A 15,589-nucleotide genomic window follows, 5' to 3' on the forward strand; every position below is an offset into this window, starting at 1 on the left:
GGGACGCCGCCGATCTTTACCCGGGAAAGAAGATCCTGTTCCGCTCCGGTGAACGGAAAGGGGGCCCGCCCCCGGAACCCCCGGCCGTGTGGGCGCGGGGCCGCGGCCCCGCGCCCACGCGGTTCCTCCCGCCCCGGTGCCACCAAGGCACGCTCCGGTCACGACCCGGACCCGAGGGGTTGACACGCCGATGCCCGGTTCCGCATAGTTTCGCGTCATACCGACCGCGCGGTATCGGGTGTTCCACATATTGGGAACCCCGTGTCGTGGAGGAGACCAATGACGATCGCTTCCCCCTCGCCGCTGCTGGCGCTGGACCGGATCACCGTGCGCTTCGGCGGCCTGGTGGCGCTCAACGAAGTCACCATGGAGGTGCCACCGGGAACGGTCGTCGGGGTGATCGGGCCCAACGGGGCGGGCAAGACCACGCTGTTCAACGTGATCTGCGGCTTCGTCCGGCCCCAGCGGGGCGAACTGCACTGGCGCGGCGAACGCCTGCGCAGCCACAGCCCCCGCGACCTGGCCGGCCTCGGCATCTCGCGCACGCTGCAGGGGCTCGGGCTGTTCGCCGGGCTGACCGTGCTGGAGAACGTGATGACCGGCGCCCACCAGCACGCCAGGGCTCAGGGCCTGGCCAACACCTTCGGCACCCGCAAGGCCGCCCGCGACGAAGCCGCGCTGACCGACAAGGCCCGGCACGTCCTGCGGGAACTCGGCATCGACAGCCACGCCAAGGCCATTCCCCGCATGTTGCCCTACGGCGTGCAGAAACGCGTGGCGCTGGCGCGGGCGCTGGTCGCCGAACCGGCGATGCTGCTGCTCGACGAACCGGCGAGCGGGCTGTCCGCCGCGGAGATCGACGAACTGGCCGGGCGCATCCGCCGGTTCACCGAAACCACCTCGGTCGTGGTGGTGGAGCACCACATGGATCTGGTGATGCGGGTGTGCGACCACATCGTGGTGCTGAACTTCGGCGAGGTGATCGCCGCCGGGACCCCGGCCGAGGTCCGCGCGGACCCGCTGGTCACCGAGGCCTACCTGGGCGCGGAAACCGAGGAGGCCCGCCGTGCTTGAGGTCGACGAACTGGTCACCAGCTACGGCGCGGTCCGCGCCCTGGACGCGGTCAGCCTGTCCACAAGGGACGGTTCGATCACCGCGGTGCTCGGTGCGAACGGCGCGGGCAAGACCACCCTGCTGCGCACCGTCGGCGGGCTGGTGGCCCCGGACAGCGGGCGGGTGCGGTTCGACGGCACCGACGTCACCGGCTGGTCCGCCGACCGGCTCACCCGCAGCGGACTGGTGCACGTCCCCGAAAGCGGCGGGGTGATCACCGAGCTGACCGTCGAGGAGAACCTGCGCCTCGGCGCGCTGTGGCGCCGCGACCGCGCCGACCGCGCGGCCGCCCTGCGGGAGGTGCTCGACCTGTTCGGTCCGCTGGCCGAACGGCGGAACAAGCTCGCGGCCACGCTTTCCGGCGGTGAACGGCAGATGCTGGCCATCGGCCGCGCGCTGATGAGCAGGCCGCGCCTGCTGCTGCTGGACGAACCCTCGCTCGGCCTGGCCCCGCTGATCACCCTGCGGATCCTGCGGGTGATCGAGGACCTGCGTGCGGCCACCGGGCTGACCGTGCTGCTCGTCGAGCAGAACGCCCGCAGCGCGCTTTCCGTGGCGGACCACGGGTTCGTGCTCTCGCTCGGCCGCGTGGTCGCCACCGACCGCGCCGAGGAACTGCTGGCCGACGACCAGCTCCGCCACGCCTATCTCGGCTTCTGACCCCCGATCGAACGGAACCGCAGTCGATGAACGGTTTCCTGGCCCTGACCGTGAACGGTGTCGCCACCGGCGCCGTCTACGCCGCGCTGGGGCTGTCGCTGGTGATCATCTTCCGGGCCACCCGGGTGATCAACTTCGCGCAGCCCGCGCTGGCGCTGATCTCCACCTACCTCGCCTACTCGGTGAACAAGGCGACCGGCAGCTACTGGCTGGCCTTCGCGGTGGCGCTGGTCGCCGGCGCGCTCCTCGGCGCGCTCACCGAACGCCTGCTGATCCGGCCGCTGCGCAACCGGACCGAGCTCAGCCCGGTGATCGTCACCCTCGGCCTGCTCATGGTGCTGCAGGCGGTCTCCGGCATGATCTGGACCAACGAGCCGCAGTCGTTCCCGTACGCCTTCGACTTCCGCGGCATGTTCTCCGCCTCCAACCTGTTCACCGTGCTGGTGGTGCTGGCCACCGCGGCGGGCATCCTGGTGCTGTTCCGGTTCACCGCGCTGGGCCTGCGGCTGCGGGCGGCGGCGTTCAAACCGGAGGTGGCCAGGATGCTCGGCGTCCGGGTCGGGCTGATGCTCACCGTCGGCTGGGCGCTGGCGGCCACCGTCGGCGCGCTGGCCGGCCTGCTCGCCACCCCGCCGTTCCTGTTCCCCACCGTGCTCGACGGGGTTTTTGTCTACGCGCTGACCGCGGCGGTGATCGGCGGGCTGGACAACCCGGCGGGCACCGTGCTCGGCGGCTTCGCCGTCGGCATCGGACTGTCCTATGTGTCCGGTTACCTCGGGCCGGAACTGGTCACCATCGCCGCGCTGGCGATCCTGGTGCTGGTGCTGGCACTCCGCCCGAACGGCCTGTTCGGCCGCGCCGTCGCCAGGAGGGTCTGACACCATGGCCGAGAAGACCACCGCACTGCGCGACCGGCTCCGGCCGGGCACCACCGCCCCCGCGCGCACCGCCGCCGGGCTGCCGCCGCTGGTCCGGCACCTGCTGCTGGCGCTGGCCGCGCTCGCCGTGATCGTCGCGCTGACCTTCGTCGTCGACCCGTTCACCAACGTCCGGCTGGCCACCGTCGGCTACTACCTGATCGCGGTGGCCGGGCTGACCCTGCTCACCGGCTTCAACGGGCAGGTTTCGCTGGGGCACGGCGCGTTCATGTTCATCGGCGCCTACACCGTCGCGCTGCTGGTGCTGCACGTGCCGAGCCTGCCGTTCTGGGCCGACCTGCTGCTGGCCGCCGCGGCCAGCGGGGTGGCGGGCACGCTCGCCGGGGCCGCCGCGGCCCGGTTGCACGGGCCGTACCTGGCCGGGGCCACGCTCGCGCTGGCGGTCGGCCTGCCCGCGATCACCCAGCGCTTCCCCGAACTGCTCGGCGGCAGCAACGGACTGGCGTTCACGGTGAACAGCAGGCCGGCGGCGCTGGCGGGCACCATCCCGACCCCGCAGTGGCAGGCCTGGGTGGTCTGGACCACGGTACTGCTGGCGCTGGTGGTGCTGGCGAACCTGACCCGCTCGCGGTTCGGCCGGATGCTGCGCGCGGTGCGCGACGACGAGGTCTCCGCCGAACTGGCCGGTATCCACATCGGACGAACGAAGATCCTGGCCTTCGTGCTCAGCGCCATCTGCGGCGGGCTGGCCGGTGGGCTGCAGGCGTTCCTGCTCGGCACCGCCGCGCCCGGCTCGTTCACCCCGGTGCTCTCGCTCAGCCTGCTCGCGGCCATGGTGCTCGGCGGCATCGGCAGCATGTGGGGCGCGTTGTGGGGCGCGCTCGCGCTGGTCTACTTCCAGGCGTGGTCGGAGGACCTGACCCACGCGCTCGACCTCGGCACCGACATCGCGAACAACCTGCCGCTCGCGGTCTACGGCGTCGTGCTCATCGTTGTTGTCCTCGTTTTCCCCCAAGGGATCCAGGGCGGTGTCCGAGCCCTGCGAACCCGCCTCCGGCGCACGGAAGAAGGTCATCGATGAAAAGAACCACGCTCGTCGCGGCGGCACTGGCCGCGGCACTGACCCTGGCGTCCTGCAGCGGGGCCGGTGAGCAGCAGACCGGCGGCACCGCCGACGCCGGCGCCGCACCCGGCGTCACCGACACCAGCGTGCTGATCGGCACGCACCAGCCGCTGACCGGCCCGGCCGCGCCCGGGTACAGCCGGATCTCGGTCGGGGCCAGGGCGATGTTCGACTACATCAACGACAACGGCGGCGTCAACGGCCGCAAGATCGAGTACCGCGTGGAGGACGACGGCTACAACCCGACCCGCACGGTCGAGGTGGTCAAGAAGCTCGTCCTGCAGGACCAGGTGTTCGCCCTGCTCGGCGGGCTGGGCACGCCGACGCACTCGAAGGTGATCGAGTTCCTGAACACCGAGAAGGTGCCCGACCTGCTGGTCTCCTCCGGCGCGCTGATGTGGGACGACCCGGCCAGGAGCCCGATGACCTTCGGCTACCAGGTGGACTACACCCGCGAGGGCAAGATCCAGGGCGACTGGATCAAGAAGAACCTGGCGGGCAAGAAGGTCGGCCTGATGTTCCAGAACGACGACGTCGGCCGCGACTCCCAGAAGGGCCTCGACCAGTTCATCGCCGACCAGATCGTGGAGCGGCAGGGATACGACCCGGCCAACACCGACGTGGTGCCGCAGATCTCCGCGCTGCGCGACGCCGGTGCCGAGGTCATCGTCTGCTCCTGCGTGCCCGCCTACACCGCGCTGTCCATCCTGACCTCGGCGAAGCTGGGTTACCGGGCGCAGTTCGTGGTCAGCAGCATCGGCGCGGACCCGGCCACGCTGACCGGCCTGCTGCAGGAGTTCGGCAAGCGCGGCGGCACCGAGGTCTCCGCCCCGCAGCTGCTCAACGGCCTGATCGGCACCGGTTACCTGCCCGACGTCAGCCGCGCCGACGACCCGTGGATCAAGCTGCTGCGCGAGGTGCACCAGAAGCACATCCCGGACGAGCAGCTGACCAACACGGTGATCTACGGCATGGTGCAGGCGTTCACCTTCGCCCAGGCGCTCAAGGCGGCGGGCAAGGACCTGACCCGCCAGAAGCTCGTCGACGCGATGCGCTCCGGTGCGCTGGAAGGCCCCGGCCTGACCCCCTTCGGGTTCACGCAGCAGTCGCACTCCGGCTACACCGGCGCCTACGTGTTCAAGATCAACCCGGACACCACCACCACGGAGATCCAGCCGCCGATGGTGACCGACCGGGAGAACGGGCCGATCACCCCGGCGAACCCGCAGCGCAAAACCCCGGAGCAGATCAACCTGTTCGGCGGTACCAGCTAGCATGTGATCGTCTACGACCGTGGAAAGGAGCCCGCTGATGACCGGCACCACCGCCGAACCGGGCGCCGTCCCCACGGTGCGCGACCGGGTGCTCCGCGCCGCGACCACCCTGTTCGCGCAGAAGGGCTTCGAGGGCACCTCGGTCCGCGAGATCGTGCTCGCGGCCGGGGTGACCAAGGGCGGGCTGTACCACTACTTCGACTCGAAGGACGACCTGCTCCACGAGATCTACACGCGGATGCTGCGGGTGCAGGCGCAGCGGATGGAGACCATCGCCGCGTCCGACCTCCCCCTCCCGCAGCGCATCCACGCCATCGTGGTGGACGTCGTGGCCACCAGCATCGCCCACCTGGACGAGGCGGTGGTCTTCTTCCAGTCGATGCACCTGCTGCCCGAGGAGAAGGTGGCGCAGGTGCGCGCGGAACGCCGCCAGTACCACGAACGGGTCCGCGGGCTGGTCGACGAAGGCCAGCGCGCGGGCCTGTTCCGCACCGACGTGCCCGCCGACATCGTGGTGCAGTACCACTTCGGCGCCATCCACCGGCTGGGCCAGTGGTACCACCACGACGGGCCGCTGAGCGGCGAGCAGGTCGGCCACCACTTCGCCAACCTGATGCTGGCCAGCCTGCTCGGCGACTTCAGCCTGTGACCACGTCGCTCACTCGCGCGGCACGCCGGATCGGTCACCCGGCCCGGGAGACCCGCGCCGGCCACGGCATCGCCGTGCTCACCGGGCCAGCGTCTCCCGCACGTGCGGCAGCAGGTCCAGCTCCGCCGCCCGCTCGGGGGTGAGCCAGGCGAACTCCTGGTGCTCACCGGGGTTCAGCACCACTTCCCCGGCGCCGTCGCTGACCTGGTAGACCCGGGCGTGCACGCGCAGGTCGCGCCCGGCCACGTCCATCCAGCTGTGCCTGCTGCGCTCGGCGGTGACCCGGACGGTCAGCCCGGTCTCCTCGGCGGCCTCGCGCACGGCGGCGGTTTCCATCGGCTCACCCGGCTCGACCGTGCCGCCGGGCAGTTCCCACCGCCCGCCGTGGAAGGTGCCCTCGCTGCGGCGGAGGAACAGCACCTCACCACCGCGCTCGATCCAGCAGTACACCAGGTTCTTCTCCGCCGTCCCGCCCATCGGGCCATTCTCGCGCCCCGGGGTTCGGTTTCGGGCCGTGGGGGTAGAACCTCGTGCGTTCCCCACCTCGCGCGAAGGAGTTCAGCATGAAGCTCTACGCCGATCGGCCGGTCCGCTGGGTCCTGCAGGTGCTCAGCGACGTCTTCGCCGTTTTTGTCACCGGGTTCGCGATCTGGCTGGCGCTCGAGGTGCACGAGCAGGTGATGCGCCTGCGCGCCCCCGGCGACGGACTGATCAACGCGGGGAACGGCTTGCGCGGCACCTTCGATTCGGCCGCCGACAACGCCGACGACGTGCCGCTGGTCGGCGACGCGCTCGCCGACGCGCTGCACACCGGTTCGGACGCGAGCACGAAGCTGAGCGAAGCCGGGCAGTGGCAGGTCGAGGCGGTGGCGAACCTGGCGTGGTGGCTGGCGGCGCTGCTGATCGCCATGCCGGTGCTGTTCCTGCTGGTGACCTGGTTGCCGCTGCGCGTGCGGTTCGTGCGGCGGGCCACCGCCGGGGTCCGGCTGCGCCGCCTCGGCCGGGACGGGCAGGACCTGCTGGCCCTGCGGGCGCTGGTGACCCAGCCGCTGCCCCGGCTCGCCGCCGCGGGTGAGGTCACCGAGGGCTGGCGGGCGCGCGACCCCGAGGTCCTCGCCGAACTGGCCCGCTGGGAACTCCACCGCCTCGGCCTGAGCGCTCGCGTATAGGTCGTTATACGCACGGCTCGGCAGCCGGACGCGATGGTCGCCGCGCGGCTCAGCTGCTGGAGGTCGCGGGCTGGCGGGTGGCGACCGCCGAGTAGTGCGCGGCCCCGATCGCGCCGACGATGGCGAACAGGAAACCGGCCACGGCACCGCCTTCGAACCCGGCCCGCACGTTGTCCTCCAGGTAGAGCAGGCCGATCAGCGAGGAGAGCGCGGTGTTGGTGGTGAACATGATCGCGGTGACCGCGGTGGCCCCGCTCTTCTGCAGGGCCATCGCGAGCAGCACCGCCGCGGCGATGCCGTTGAGCGGGATGGCCCAGGCGGTCGGCTCGAACACGATCGGCCAGATCGAATCGGGGATGTGCAGGGTGCGGGCCGAGATGCCGACGACGCTGTAGCCGAGGCCCGCCCCGAAGGCGAGCATGGGCGCGGCCCAGAAGCCGGTTCTGCGCCGCGCGTAGACCGCGATGGCCAGCACCGGCAGCACCATCGCCACCAGCGCCCACCGCCAGCCCGCTTCGATCGCCTTGGCCGGTCCGGGGTCGGCGGAAACCCCGAGCAGGATCAGGCCGGCCGCGCCGACGGCCAGCGCGACCCAGCCCGGCACGGACAGCCGGGTGCCGAGCAGGGCGGCGATGATGGCGGTGACGCCCACGCTGAACGCCAGCACCGACTGCACCAGGAACAGCGGGAGCCGGTGGAGCGCAGCCGCGGCGAACAGGAAGCCGAGCACGTCGACCCCAAGGCCGAGCCAGTAGAACGGCTGGCGGCCGACGCCGATCAGGTCCCGTGACCGGCCCGCGTACGCGCCCGCGCGCCGGATGCCGATCGACGCCAGGATCGACCCGCTGCCCGACGCCACCGCCGCGAGCACGGCGAACAGGTATCCGAGGATCACCCCGGAAGTGTTTCATCCGCGCTGTTCACCACCCGGATAGGGCCTTGACCCAGCCGATCGGCGGTGGCGGGGCAATCCGGCGCGGCGGAGGATGAACAGGTGACCCGCGCCACATCCGCCCTGGTCTTGGCCGTGCCGCTGACCGCGTGCCAGCCCGCGCCGAGCGCGCCCGCGCCGCCGGCGGACCCACCGGCGACGCGGCCGTCACCCTGGCGAGCCTGCGCCGGGTCGACGACCACCCGCTGTGGACGATGACCTTCCGCGGTGGCTACGACCGCTACACCGGCATGGCCGCGGACCCGCCGCGGCCGGACTCCGGCTGCTCGCTGTTCACCGCGCCACCGGACGGGCACGCCTCGGTCTCCATGGTCGACACGTCGTACCCGGGTGCGGCCGGGGAAGCCGAGTTCACCACCGAGGCGGGCAAGCAGGCGCTGCTCAACGCGCCGCTGATGCCGTTCGACGGGATGAACGCCGAGGGCCTGGTCATCGGCATGGCGACCACCCCCGGCGCCGAACCGCCGCAGGACCCGGCCCGCGGTCAGGTCGGCGGCATCCGGGTGATGCGGCTGGCCCTGGACGAGGCGGCGACCGTCGAGGGGGCACTGGCCGTGTTCGGCCGGTACGACGTCGACTTCACCGGCGGGCCACCGCTGCACTACCTGGTCGCCGACGCCGCCGGGCAGGCGGCGGTGATCGAGTTCGCCGGCGGCGCCGTGGTGGTGCACCGGCAGCAGGGCGGCTGGCAGGCGCTGGTCAACTTCGAGCTGACCGGCTCCAGCGAGGCGGACCGGCAGGCCGACCCGCGTTACGCCACGGCGAGCCGCACCCTGGGCGGCGCACGGGGGCGGCTGGACCCGGCACGGGCGATGGACCTGCTCTCACAGGTGCAGCAGGGGCACCCGCAGTGGTCGGTGGTCTACGGCCAGAAGACCGGCGAGGTGCACGTGGCGACGGGCCGCCGGTACGACCCGGTGCACACGTTCCGCCTGCCCCTGACCTGAGCGCGGTCAGGGCAGCTCGGCGCGCTGGCGGGTGATGGCGCAGCGGACCAGGGCGCGGACCTCGGCCGGGTGGGCCAGGGCGGCCTCCGCGGGGATCTCCCGGACGTACCGGCCCGAGCCGGTGAGCAGGGCCGCCGGGTCGTCCAGCAGGACACCCTTGTGGAAGACCAGCCGCACGCCCGCCTTCGAGGTGGCGACGGCACACAGCCAGTGGTGCCAGTCGCCGTCGAGGGTGAAGGTGCGGCGCCCCCACTTCACGGCTGCCTCCAGCCGCTCGTCGGCCGATCGCACCAGTGCGTCCAACGACGAAGCCGCATCGGTCATGCCCCATGCTGCCCCGGGGGTACGACAGTTCAGGGCGCGTCCAGCGAGGCGCACAACGCCTCCGGGAACTCCGGGCGCACGGCTCGCGCGGCCGCACAGCCCGCGTCCTGGGTGCCCGCGAAGCTCGACCACCCGTCCCGCCACTCGAAGAACACCCGCGACGTGTGGTCCGGCACCTCGCAGGCAGGCGCTCCCTCGGCGGGCGGGCAGTCGCCCACCGCACGGTTGAGGTCGAGCACCAGCCAGTCGCCGTCGCAGCCGCGCACGTCCCGGACGCCGTGCAGGCGCTTGACCGGCACGTCCATCCCGTACACCGCCTTGTCGACCCACGCGTCGGCGCAGTGGTCCTCCGGCGGGGTGCAGCCCAGTTGCTCGTCGCAGCGGGCGTAGGTGCCGCCGGTCCGGCCCCACGTCTCCATCGAGTTCAGCATCAGCGGGCGCGTGCCGATGGGACCGGGCGTGGTCACCACGACCTCGGCGGGTTTCCGGCCGGCGCAGTCACCCGGAACGGTGGCCACGACGTTGGCGTGCACCACGTCGTTCTCTTCGGTCAGGTACTCCACGCGCGGTGCCCCGGCGCAGTCCGGCACGCTCAGTTCGACCACCACGCTGCGTTCGTCGGCACCGGGCCGGAGGCCCGTCACTTCGGCGGCGATCGTGCTCTCCCGCGGCGCGCCGGCGGCGGGTGACTCCCGCGGGCCGCGGTTCACCAGCACCGCCACCACCGCGATCGCGGCGGTGACCAGCACGACCAGCACGACCGAGAGCACTCGTTTGGGCACCCCGGCAGCCTACGCGGGCACGCGCTCCGGTTCGGGGCACAACGCCTGGCGCAGCAGCCCGACCCACCAGATGAAGGTGAACGCGATGACCGTGGGGTTCTTCAGGAACAGCAGCCAGGCGAGGTAGTCCTGACGGGCCGGTTCCGGCAGCGCCCCGGCCACCACCTGTTCGAGCAGCACATCGAACACGCCGAACGCCACCAGCAGGAACGCCCCCTGCAGGAGCAGGCTCCGCCAGTGCGCCCCGGCGAACGCCGCCGCGTTGGCCAGTCGCGGGTGCCTGCCCCGCATCGCCAGCCCCCAGATCGCCGCGACCAGTCCCAGCCGCACCAGCACCACCAGCACCTCGGAGGCGGTCGCGAGCCCGTCCGGCAGGCCGCCGCCGACCACCAGCAGCCGCTGCACCGACGGGAGCAGCGACAACCCCGCCACCAGCGGCAGGTGCCGCAGGTAGAACCGCAGGGCCCACCGCGGTACCGCCGCGGCCAGTGCCAGTTCCGCACGCATGTTATCTCCCTCGAAAGTATTTTAGTTCACTATACAGAAATATCTACCCTGCTAAAGTGTGCGGTGTGGACGCCAGGGACCTCGGACGTGAGCTGAGCACCGCCGTGGTCGCCTTCCACGAGGCCGTCGGGGCGCACCTGGGGGTGAGCGCGGTCGACCAGCGGGCCTACGCGCTGATCGGGAAGCGCGGCCCGCTGTCGGCGGGTGCGCTGGCGAAGGAGATCGGGCTGACGCCGGGCGCGGTCACCGGCATGGTCGACCGGCTGGAGCGCGCCGGGCTGGTGCACCGCGAGCCGGACCCGGAGGACCGGCGGCGCGTGCTGATCAGCGCCACCGATGGCGGGGCACGGGTTTTCGGCCGTGCTTTCGGCGGGCTGAGCGCCGCGATGACGGACCTGATCGCCGGTTACCCGGACGCTGAGCAGCGCGCTATCGCCGATTACGTGAGGCGAACCATCGAGATCCTGCGTGCGGAGACCCGCAGACTGGCACCGCAGGATTCCTGAGCGAGCAGCGCGGTGCCAGCCGCCGAGGCCGGTCATCCGGCGCGTGGCGTACCCACTCGCTCACGCGGGCCCATCGAAATCCCCGCGGGAAACCCGCCAGCTCCCGCCTCAGGACTCCTGACCCAGCGCGGCGTGCTGCGCCCGCAGCTCACGCTTGAGGATCTTCCCGCTCGGATTCTTCGGCAGCGCGTCGGCGAAGACCACGTACTTGGGGCACTTGTAACCCGCCAGCTGCCCGCGGACGTGCGCCAGCACCTGCTCCGCGGTCAGCGCCGCCCCCGCTCGCGGCACGACCACCGCCGTCACGGCTTCGATCCAGCGCGGGTGGCTGATGCCGAACACGGCCACCTCGGCCACCCCGTCCAGCCGGTAGACGGCCTCCTCCACCTCCCGGCTGGCCACGTTCTCCCCACCGGTCTTGATCATGTCCTTCTTGCGGTCCACCACGGACAGGTAACCGTCCTCGTCGAGCACGCCGAGGTCACCGGAGTGGAACCAGCCACCGCGGAAGGCTTCGGCGGTCTTCTCCTCGTCGCGGTAGTAGCCCAGTGTCGCGTGTGGACTGCGGTGCACGATCTCACCGACCTCCCCCGGCGGCAGCGGGTGACCGGCCTCGTCCACGATCGCGGTTTCCACGTTGATCGACGGCCGCCCGGCCGAGCCCGCCCTGGGCAGCTGCTCGTGCGGCCGCAGGATGGTGGCCAGCGGCGCCATCTCCGTCTGCCCGTAGAAGTTCCAGAACTGCACCCCGGGCAGCCGCTCGCGGAGTTCGCGCAGCACCTCCACCGGCATCGGCGACGCGCCGTAGTAACCCTTGCGCAGGCTCGACAGGTCCGTGCGGTCGAAGTTCTCGTGCCGCAGCAGGGAAATCCACACCGTCGGCGGGGCGAACAGCTTGGTCGCCCGCTCCCGCTCGACCGCGGCCAGCAGCGCCGCCGGGTCCGGGCCGGGCAGGAGCACGCTGGTCGCGCCGAGGTAGACGTCGACGGAGAAGAAGCAGTCCAGCTGCGCGCAGTGGTACAGCGGCAGCGAGTGCACCTCCACGTCGTCCGCGCTCATGCTGCCGTCGATCGCGCACGAGACGTACTGCGCCAGCAGCGACCGGCTCGACAGCAGCACGCCCTTCGGCCGCGATTCGGTGCCCGAGGTGTACATCAGCCGCAGCGGGTCGTCGTCGGCCACCAGCACGTCCGGGGCGCTGACGTCACCCGGTCCGTCGATCCAGTCGGTGACCTCCTCCCAGCCGGGCTGGTCGTGGGTGCCGCCGGCGGAGATGCGGGCCCGCGGCACGTCGTCCAGTTCGGCCGCCGCCAGCGCCTCGTTCGCCGTGGCCACCAGCGTGTCCTCGGCGACCATGCCGCCGACCCCGGCGTGCCGCAGGATGTAGGCGACCTCCTGGGCGCCGAGCATGAAGTTCACCGGGACGAGCACCACGCCGAGCTTCGCGGTGGCGAACACCAGCACCGCGAACTCCCAGCAGTTGCGGCTCAGCAGCGCCAGCCGGTCGCCCTTGGCCAGCCCGCGGGCGGCCAGGGTGTGCGCGCAGCGGTTCACCGCGGCGTCGAACTCGGCGAAGCTCACCCGCCGGTCACCGGAGACCACCGCCGGCTTGTCCGGGTACCGCAGCGCGGTGCGCCGCAGCAGGTCCCCGACCGAATGCGTGCGGGCGCGGGCGATGGCTTCGGCGGTCTGCGGGGTGAACTCACTGGGCATGGCTGAGTCTGTTCCGCACCCGCGTTCCGCGCAAGTGATCAAGAACCGAGCAGGCGGTCCACCGCGTCGGGCGAGTACACCGACTCGACCACCATCGCGCGCAGGCCCAGCACCCCGGCCCGGTCGCCGAGATCACTGGTGACCACCTTGAGGTTCCGCGTGGCCCTCGGCAGCGCCCGCTGGTAGAGCAGCTCGCGCACGCCGGTGACGAACTGCGTCTCGGCGAGGTCACCGGCCAGCACCAGCACCTGCGGGTTGACCAGGCACACCACCGTGCTCAGCACCTGCCCGACCAGCTGCCCGGCTTCGCGGGCCAGCGCGGCGGCCTCCGGTGAACCCGCCGCCACCTGCTCGACGAAGTCCCGGCTGGACGCGGCGGGCACGCCCAGCGCGGTCAGCCGTTCGGCGAGCGCCCCGCCGCTGGCCAGCGCCGCCAGGCAGCCCTGGGCCCCGCACATGCACCGCGCCGCCGACGAGGCGTCCACCCGGATGTGCCCGAGGTCACCGGCGCCGCCGTCGATGCCGCGGTACAGCTGGCCGCCGAGCACCAGCCCGGCGCCGATGCCGGTGGACACCTTCACCAGCACCAGCGACGGGCAGTCCGGCGACCGGCTCATGTGCTCGCCGAAGGCCATCGCGTTGGCGTCGTTGTCCACCACCACCGGCACGCCCCAGCGGCGGCCGAGGTGCTTGGCCACCGGGAAGCCGTCCCAGCCCGGCATGATCGGCGGCTCCCGCACCGTGCCCGACTCGAACTCGACCGGCCCCGGCACGCTCACCCCGATGCCGCAGACCTCCGCCGTGGCCAGCCCGGCCCGCGCCAGCAACGCGGCCAGTTCGCCCTCCACCCAGCTCAGCACCGGCTCCGGGCCGTCGGCGATCCGCAGCGGGGTCAGCGATTCCGCCAGCGACGCCCCGGCGAGGTCGAACACGCCGAGCCGGGCGTGCGTGGCGCCGAGGTCGGCGGTGAGCACCACGCCGTGCCGGTGGTTGAACTCCAGCTTCACCGGCGGGCGCCCGCCGGTGGACCCGGCCACCCCGCCGCTGCGCAGGAAACCCGCCGCCCGCAACGCCTCCAGCCGCTGGCCGACGGTGGACCTGGCGAGCCCGGTGTGTTCCTGGAGTTCGGCGCGCGTGGTCGCCCGGCCGGTGCGCACCAGCCACAGCAGGTGGCCGGCGGACGCGCGGTCATCCCTTGTCAGCACCGCTGGTGAGCCCTTCGGTCAGCATCCGTTCCGCCGCGTAGAACAACAGCACGATCGGAATGGTCAGCACCACCGAACCGGCCATCAGCACGGTCTTCGGCACCTCGATGCCGCCGGAGAGCTGCGCCAGCCCGAGCGAGACCGTCCACTTGTCCCGGTCGGCGACCAGGAACAGCAGGGCGAACAGGAACTCGTTCCACGCGATCATGAAAACGTACAGTGCGTTGGCCATGATCGCCGGAGCGGCCAGCGGCACGGTGACCCGCAGCAGCACCTGCCGCCGCGAGCAGCCGTCGATCGCGGCGGCTTCCTCGACGCTCTCCGGGATGGTGGTCAGGTAGTTGCGCAGCATGTAGATGGAGACCGGGATGGTCTGCGCCACGTAGACGATGGTCAGCCCGACCAGCGAGTCGCGCAGGCCGAGCTTGGTGAACAGCACGAACAGCGGCACGGCCAGCAGGATCGCCGGGAACAGGTAGACCGCGAGGAACAGGAAGTGCACCTGCCGGTGGCCGAAGAAGCGCAGCCTGCTCACCGCGTAGGCACCGGGGATGGACACCAGCAGGGTCAGCAGCACGGTGCCGATCGAGACCAGCGCCGAGTTCGCCAGCAGCCCGAGCATGCCCTGGCCGCCCTCGTCCTGCGAGACGAGCACTTCCTCGTAGGTGGCCGTGGTCCACTGCGAAACGCTGACCCACAGCGCGCCGGGGTCGCGCAGCAGGTCCTCGATCGGGCGGATCGAGAGCATCACCATGTAGTAGAACGGGAACAGCGTGGCCAGCGCGAGCCCGGCGAGCACCACCCACCGCAGCACCCGGAACAGCTTGGTTTCGAAGGTATCCCGGTTCACGCCTTGTCCTCCGGTTTCGGGGCGAAGAACTTCAGGTACACCGCCAGGAACACCAGCAGCACCGCGGCCAGCGCGAGCGCCTGCGCCGAGGCGGCGCCGACGTCGAACCGCGCGGTGATGAAGTCGTAGACGCGGACGCTGGCCACGTCGGTGCCCGCACCACCGCCGGTGAGCAGGTAGACGTCGTCGAACTTGGTGAAGTTCATCACGAAGCGCAGCATGGCCAGCAGGGCGATCACCCCGGCCAGCTGCGGCAGCAGGACGTGCCGGAACCGCTGCGTCGGCGTGGCCCCGTCCACCCTGGCCGCCTCCTCCAGCTCACCGGGCACCGCCTGCAGGCGGGCGAGCAGGAACAGGAAGGCGAACGGGAAGTACCGCCAGCCCTCGAACAGGATCACCGTGAGCAGCGCCACCGGGATCGGGATCTCCAGGCCCAGCAGGGAGAGCGTGGTCTCGCGCTGGGTGAGGAAGGCGATCGGCCGGTCCCAGCCGAACAGCCGCGCGCCCCACTCGTTGACGATGCCGTACTGCGGGCTGAGCATGACCTCCCAGACGAAGGCCACCGCCACCACCGGCGCCACGTACGGCAGCAGCATCGCCCCGCGCAGGAAGCCCCGGCCGCGGAACGGTTTGCGCAGCGCGAGCGCGGCGGCCAGGCCCAGCAGCAGCGCCAGCACGGTGCCGCCGATGGCGTAGGCGAGCGTGGTGCCCACCGAACTCCAGAACCCCGGCGAGCCGAACACGGTGACGAAGTTCTGCAGGGTGTACCGCTCGAACAGGCCGGTCTCGCGCACGTTGATCAGCCGGATGCGCTGGAAGGCCAGCACCACCGTCCACAGGATCGGCAGCACCACCACCGCCAGCACCACCAGCAGGGTCGGCGAGATCATCGCCAGCCCGGCGCGGTTCTCCTGCTGCCGCAGCGTCCCCTTCATC

At 71.7% G+C, this 15,589-nt stretch carries 18 protein-coding genes; 9 read left to right on the forward strand and 9 right to left on the reverse strand.

The window, feature by feature from the left end; translation table 11 throughout:
- Positions 1–279 precede the first annotated feature (279 nt).
- Genes AC07EG_RS26480 through AC07EG_RS26505 form a run of 6 tightly spaced genes read left to right on the forward strand, consistent with a single transcriptional unit; the run spans position 280 to position 5,698 of the window.
- Positions 280–1,074, forward strand: coding sequence for an ABC transporter ATP-binding protein (locus tag AC07EG_RS26480; protein WP_478255879.1), 795 nt, complete (start codon positions 280–282; stop codon positions 1,072–1,074).
- Entirely contained in the window at positions 1,067–1,774 is a 708-nt protein-coding gene (locus tag AC07EG_RS26485) for an ABC transporter ATP-binding protein (RefSeq protein ID WP_478255880.1), read from the forward strand. Before AC07EG_RS26480 ends, AC07EG_RS26485 begins: the two co-directional genes overlap by 8 nt.
- Positions 1,775–1,800: 26 nt before the next feature.
- On the forward strand, positions 1,801–2,652 hold the full coding sequence (locus AC07EG_RS26490) for a branched-chain amino acid ABC transporter permease (protein ID WP_478255881.1): 852 nt from the start codon (positions 1,801–1,803) through the stop codon (positions 2,650–2,652).
- Positions 2,653–2,656: 4 nt separating this feature from the next.
- Positions 2,657–3,733, forward strand: a complete 1,077-nt coding sequence (locus AC07EG_RS26495) for a branched-chain amino acid ABC transporter permease (RefSeq protein ID WP_478255882.1) — start codon at positions 2,657–2,659, stop codon at positions 3,731–3,733.
- Entirely contained in the window at positions 3,730–5,049 is a 1,320-nt protein-coding gene (locus AC07EG_RS26500; protein WP_478255883.1) for an ABC transporter substrate-binding protein, read from the forward strand. The genes AC07EG_RS26495 and AC07EG_RS26500 overlap by 4 nt, the downstream gene beginning before the upstream one ends.
- A gap of 37 nt (positions 5,050–5,086) precedes the next feature.
- A complete protein-coding gene (locus tag AC07EG_RS26505; protein WP_478255884.1) occupies positions 5,087–5,698 on the forward strand; it encodes a TetR/AcrR family transcriptional regulator in 612 nt (203 codons plus the stop codon).
- 78 nt (positions 5,699–5,776) lie between these two features.
- Here AC07EG_RS26505 and AC07EG_RS26510 read toward each other — a convergent pair whose 3' ends face one another.
- Positions 5,777–6,175 (reverse strand): NUDIX domain-containing protein, encoded by a 399-nt coding sequence (locus tag AC07EG_RS26510; RefSeq protein ID WP_478255885.1) that lies wholly within the window; start codon positions 6,173–6,175, stop codon positions 5,777–5,779.
- Positions 6,176–6,261: 86 nt separating this feature from the next.
- Here AC07EG_RS26510 and AC07EG_RS26515 point away from each other — a divergent pair, with 86 nt between their 5' ends.
- Positions 6,262–6,867 (forward strand): hypothetical protein, encoded by a 606-nt coding sequence (locus AC07EG_RS26515; protein ID WP_478255886.1) that lies wholly within the window; start codon positions 6,262–6,264, stop codon positions 6,865–6,867.
- 49 nt (positions 6,868–6,916) lie between these two features.
- On the opposite strand, the gene AC07EG_RS26520 is transcribed toward AC07EG_RS26515, so the two are convergent.
- Complete coding sequence (locus tag AC07EG_RS26520) at positions 6,917–7,762, reverse strand: hypothetical protein (protein ID WP_478255887.1); 846 nt, start codon at positions 7,760–7,762, stop codon at positions 6,917–6,919.
- 146 nt (positions 7,763–7,908) lie between these two features.
- Here AC07EG_RS26520 and AC07EG_RS26525 point away from each other — a divergent pair, with 146 nt between their 5' ends.
- Positions 7,909–8,766 carry a linear amide C-N hydrolase gene (locus AC07EG_RS26525; protein ID WP_478255888.1) on the forward strand — a complete coding sequence of 286 codons (858 nt, stop codon included), beginning with the start codon at positions 7,909–7,911 and terminating at the stop codon, positions 8,764–8,766.
- 6 nt (positions 8,767–8,772) lie between these two features.
- Here the strand turns inward: AC07EG_RS26525 and AC07EG_RS26530 are convergent, their stop codons facing one another.
- The 3 genes from AC07EG_RS26530 to AC07EG_RS26540 are packed head-to-tail and all read right to left on the reverse strand — an operon-like array spanning position 8,773 to position 10,379.
- Positions 8,773–9,090 (reverse strand): DUF1801 domain-containing protein, encoded by a 318-nt coding sequence (locus AC07EG_RS26530; RefSeq protein WP_478255889.1) that lies wholly within the window; start codon positions 9,088–9,090, stop codon positions 8,773–8,775.
- Between the two features lie 29 nt (positions 9,091–9,119).
- Entirely contained in the window at positions 9,120–9,872 is a 753-nt protein-coding gene (locus AC07EG_RS26535) for a hypothetical protein (RefSeq protein ID WP_478255890.1), read from the reverse strand.
- A gap of 9 nt (positions 9,873–9,881) precedes the next feature.
- Positions 9,882–10,379: a hypothetical protein gene (locus tag AC07EG_RS26540; RefSeq protein ID WP_478255891.1), complete on the reverse strand. Its 498-nt coding sequence runs from the start codon at positions 10,377–10,379 to the stop codon at positions 9,882–9,884.
- A 65-nt stretch (positions 10,380–10,444) separates the two neighbouring features.
- Here AC07EG_RS26540 and AC07EG_RS26545 point away from each other — a divergent pair, with 65 nt between their 5' ends.
- On the forward strand, positions 10,445–10,885 hold the full coding sequence (locus AC07EG_RS26545) for a MarR family winged helix-turn-helix transcriptional regulator (protein ID WP_478255892.1): 441 nt from the start codon (positions 10,445–10,447) through the stop codon (positions 10,883–10,885).
- Positions 10,886–10,993: 108 nt separating this feature from the next.
- On the opposite strand, the gene AC07EG_RS26550 is transcribed toward AC07EG_RS26545, so the two are convergent.
- From AC07EG_RS26550 to AC07EG_RS26565, 4 genes are read right to left on the reverse strand one after another with little or no spacing between them, the layout of a single operon-like run.
- Positions 10,994–12,598, reverse strand: coding sequence for an acyl-CoA synthetase (locus AC07EG_RS26550; RefSeq protein ID WP_478255893.1), 1,605 nt, complete (start codon positions 12,596–12,598; stop codon positions 10,994–10,996).
- A 38-nt stretch (positions 12,599–12,636) separates the two neighbouring features.
- Positions 12,637–13,803: an ROK family protein gene (locus AC07EG_RS26555; protein ID WP_478255894.1), complete on the reverse strand. Its 1,167-nt coding sequence runs from the start codon at positions 13,801–13,803 to the stop codon at positions 12,637–12,639.
- On the reverse strand, positions 13,787–14,653 hold the full coding sequence (locus AC07EG_RS26560; RefSeq protein ID WP_478255895.1) for a carbohydrate ABC transporter permease: 867 nt from the start codon (positions 14,651–14,653) through the stop codon (positions 13,787–13,789). Before AC07EG_RS26560 ends, AC07EG_RS26555 begins: the two co-directional genes overlap by 17 nt.
- Complete coding sequence (locus tag AC07EG_RS26565; protein ID WP_478255896.1) at positions 14,650–15,588, reverse strand: carbohydrate ABC transporter permease; 939 nt, start codon at positions 15,586–15,588, stop codon at positions 14,650–14,652. Before AC07EG_RS26565 ends, AC07EG_RS26560 begins: the two co-directional genes overlap by 4 nt.
- Position 15,589: the final 1 nt, after the last annotated feature.

The organism is Amycolatopsis sp. NPDC045836 (assembly GCF_056431745.1).

Bases quoted from the DNA above. Each gene is read 5' to 3' on its own strand.
- AC07EG_RS26565 (WP_478255896.1), bottom strand. From the start codon at position 15,588: ATGAAGGGGACGCTGCGGCAGCAGGAGAACCGCGCCGGGCTGGCGATG.
- AC07EG_RS26510 (WP_478255885.1), bottom strand. From the start codon at position 6,175: ATGGGCGGGACGGCGGAGAAGAACCTGGTGTACTGCTGGATCGAGCGC.
- AC07EG_RS26505 (WP_478255884.1), top strand. From the start codon at position 5,087: ATGACCGGCACCACCGCCGAACCGGGCGCCGTCCCCACGGTGCGCGAC.
- AC07EG_RS26530 (WP_478255889.1), bottom strand. From the start codon at position 9,090: ATGACCGATGCGGCTTCGTCGTTGGACGCACTGGTGCGATCGGCCGAC.
- AC07EG_RS26515 (WP_478255886.1), top strand. From the start codon at position 6,262: ATGAAGCTCTACGCCGATCGGCCGGTCCGCTGGGTCCTGCAGGTGCTC.
- AC07EG_RS26495 (WP_478255882.1), top strand. From the start codon at position 2,657: ATGGCCGAGAAGACCACCGCACTGCGCGACCGGCTCCGGCCGGGCACC.
- AC07EG_RS26480 (WP_478255879.1), top strand. From the start codon at position 280: ATGACGATCGCTTCCCCCTCGCCGCTGCTGGCGCTGGACCGGATCACC.
- AC07EG_RS26540 (WP_478255891.1), bottom strand. From the start codon at position 10,379: ATGCGTGCGGAACTGGCACTGGCCGCGGCGGTACCGCGGTGGGCCCTG.
- AC07EG_RS26550 (WP_478255893.1), bottom strand. From the start codon at position 12,598: ATGCCCAGTGAGTTCACCCCGCAGACCGCCGAAGCCATCGCCCGCGCC.
- AC07EG_RS26500 (WP_478255883.1), top strand. From the start codon at position 3,730: ATGAAAAGAACCACGCTCGTCGCGGCGGCACTGGCCGCGGCACTGACC.
- AC07EG_RS26490 (WP_478255881.1), top strand. From the start codon at position 1,801: ATGAACGGTTTCCTGGCCCTGACCGTGAACGGTGTCGCCACCGGCGCC.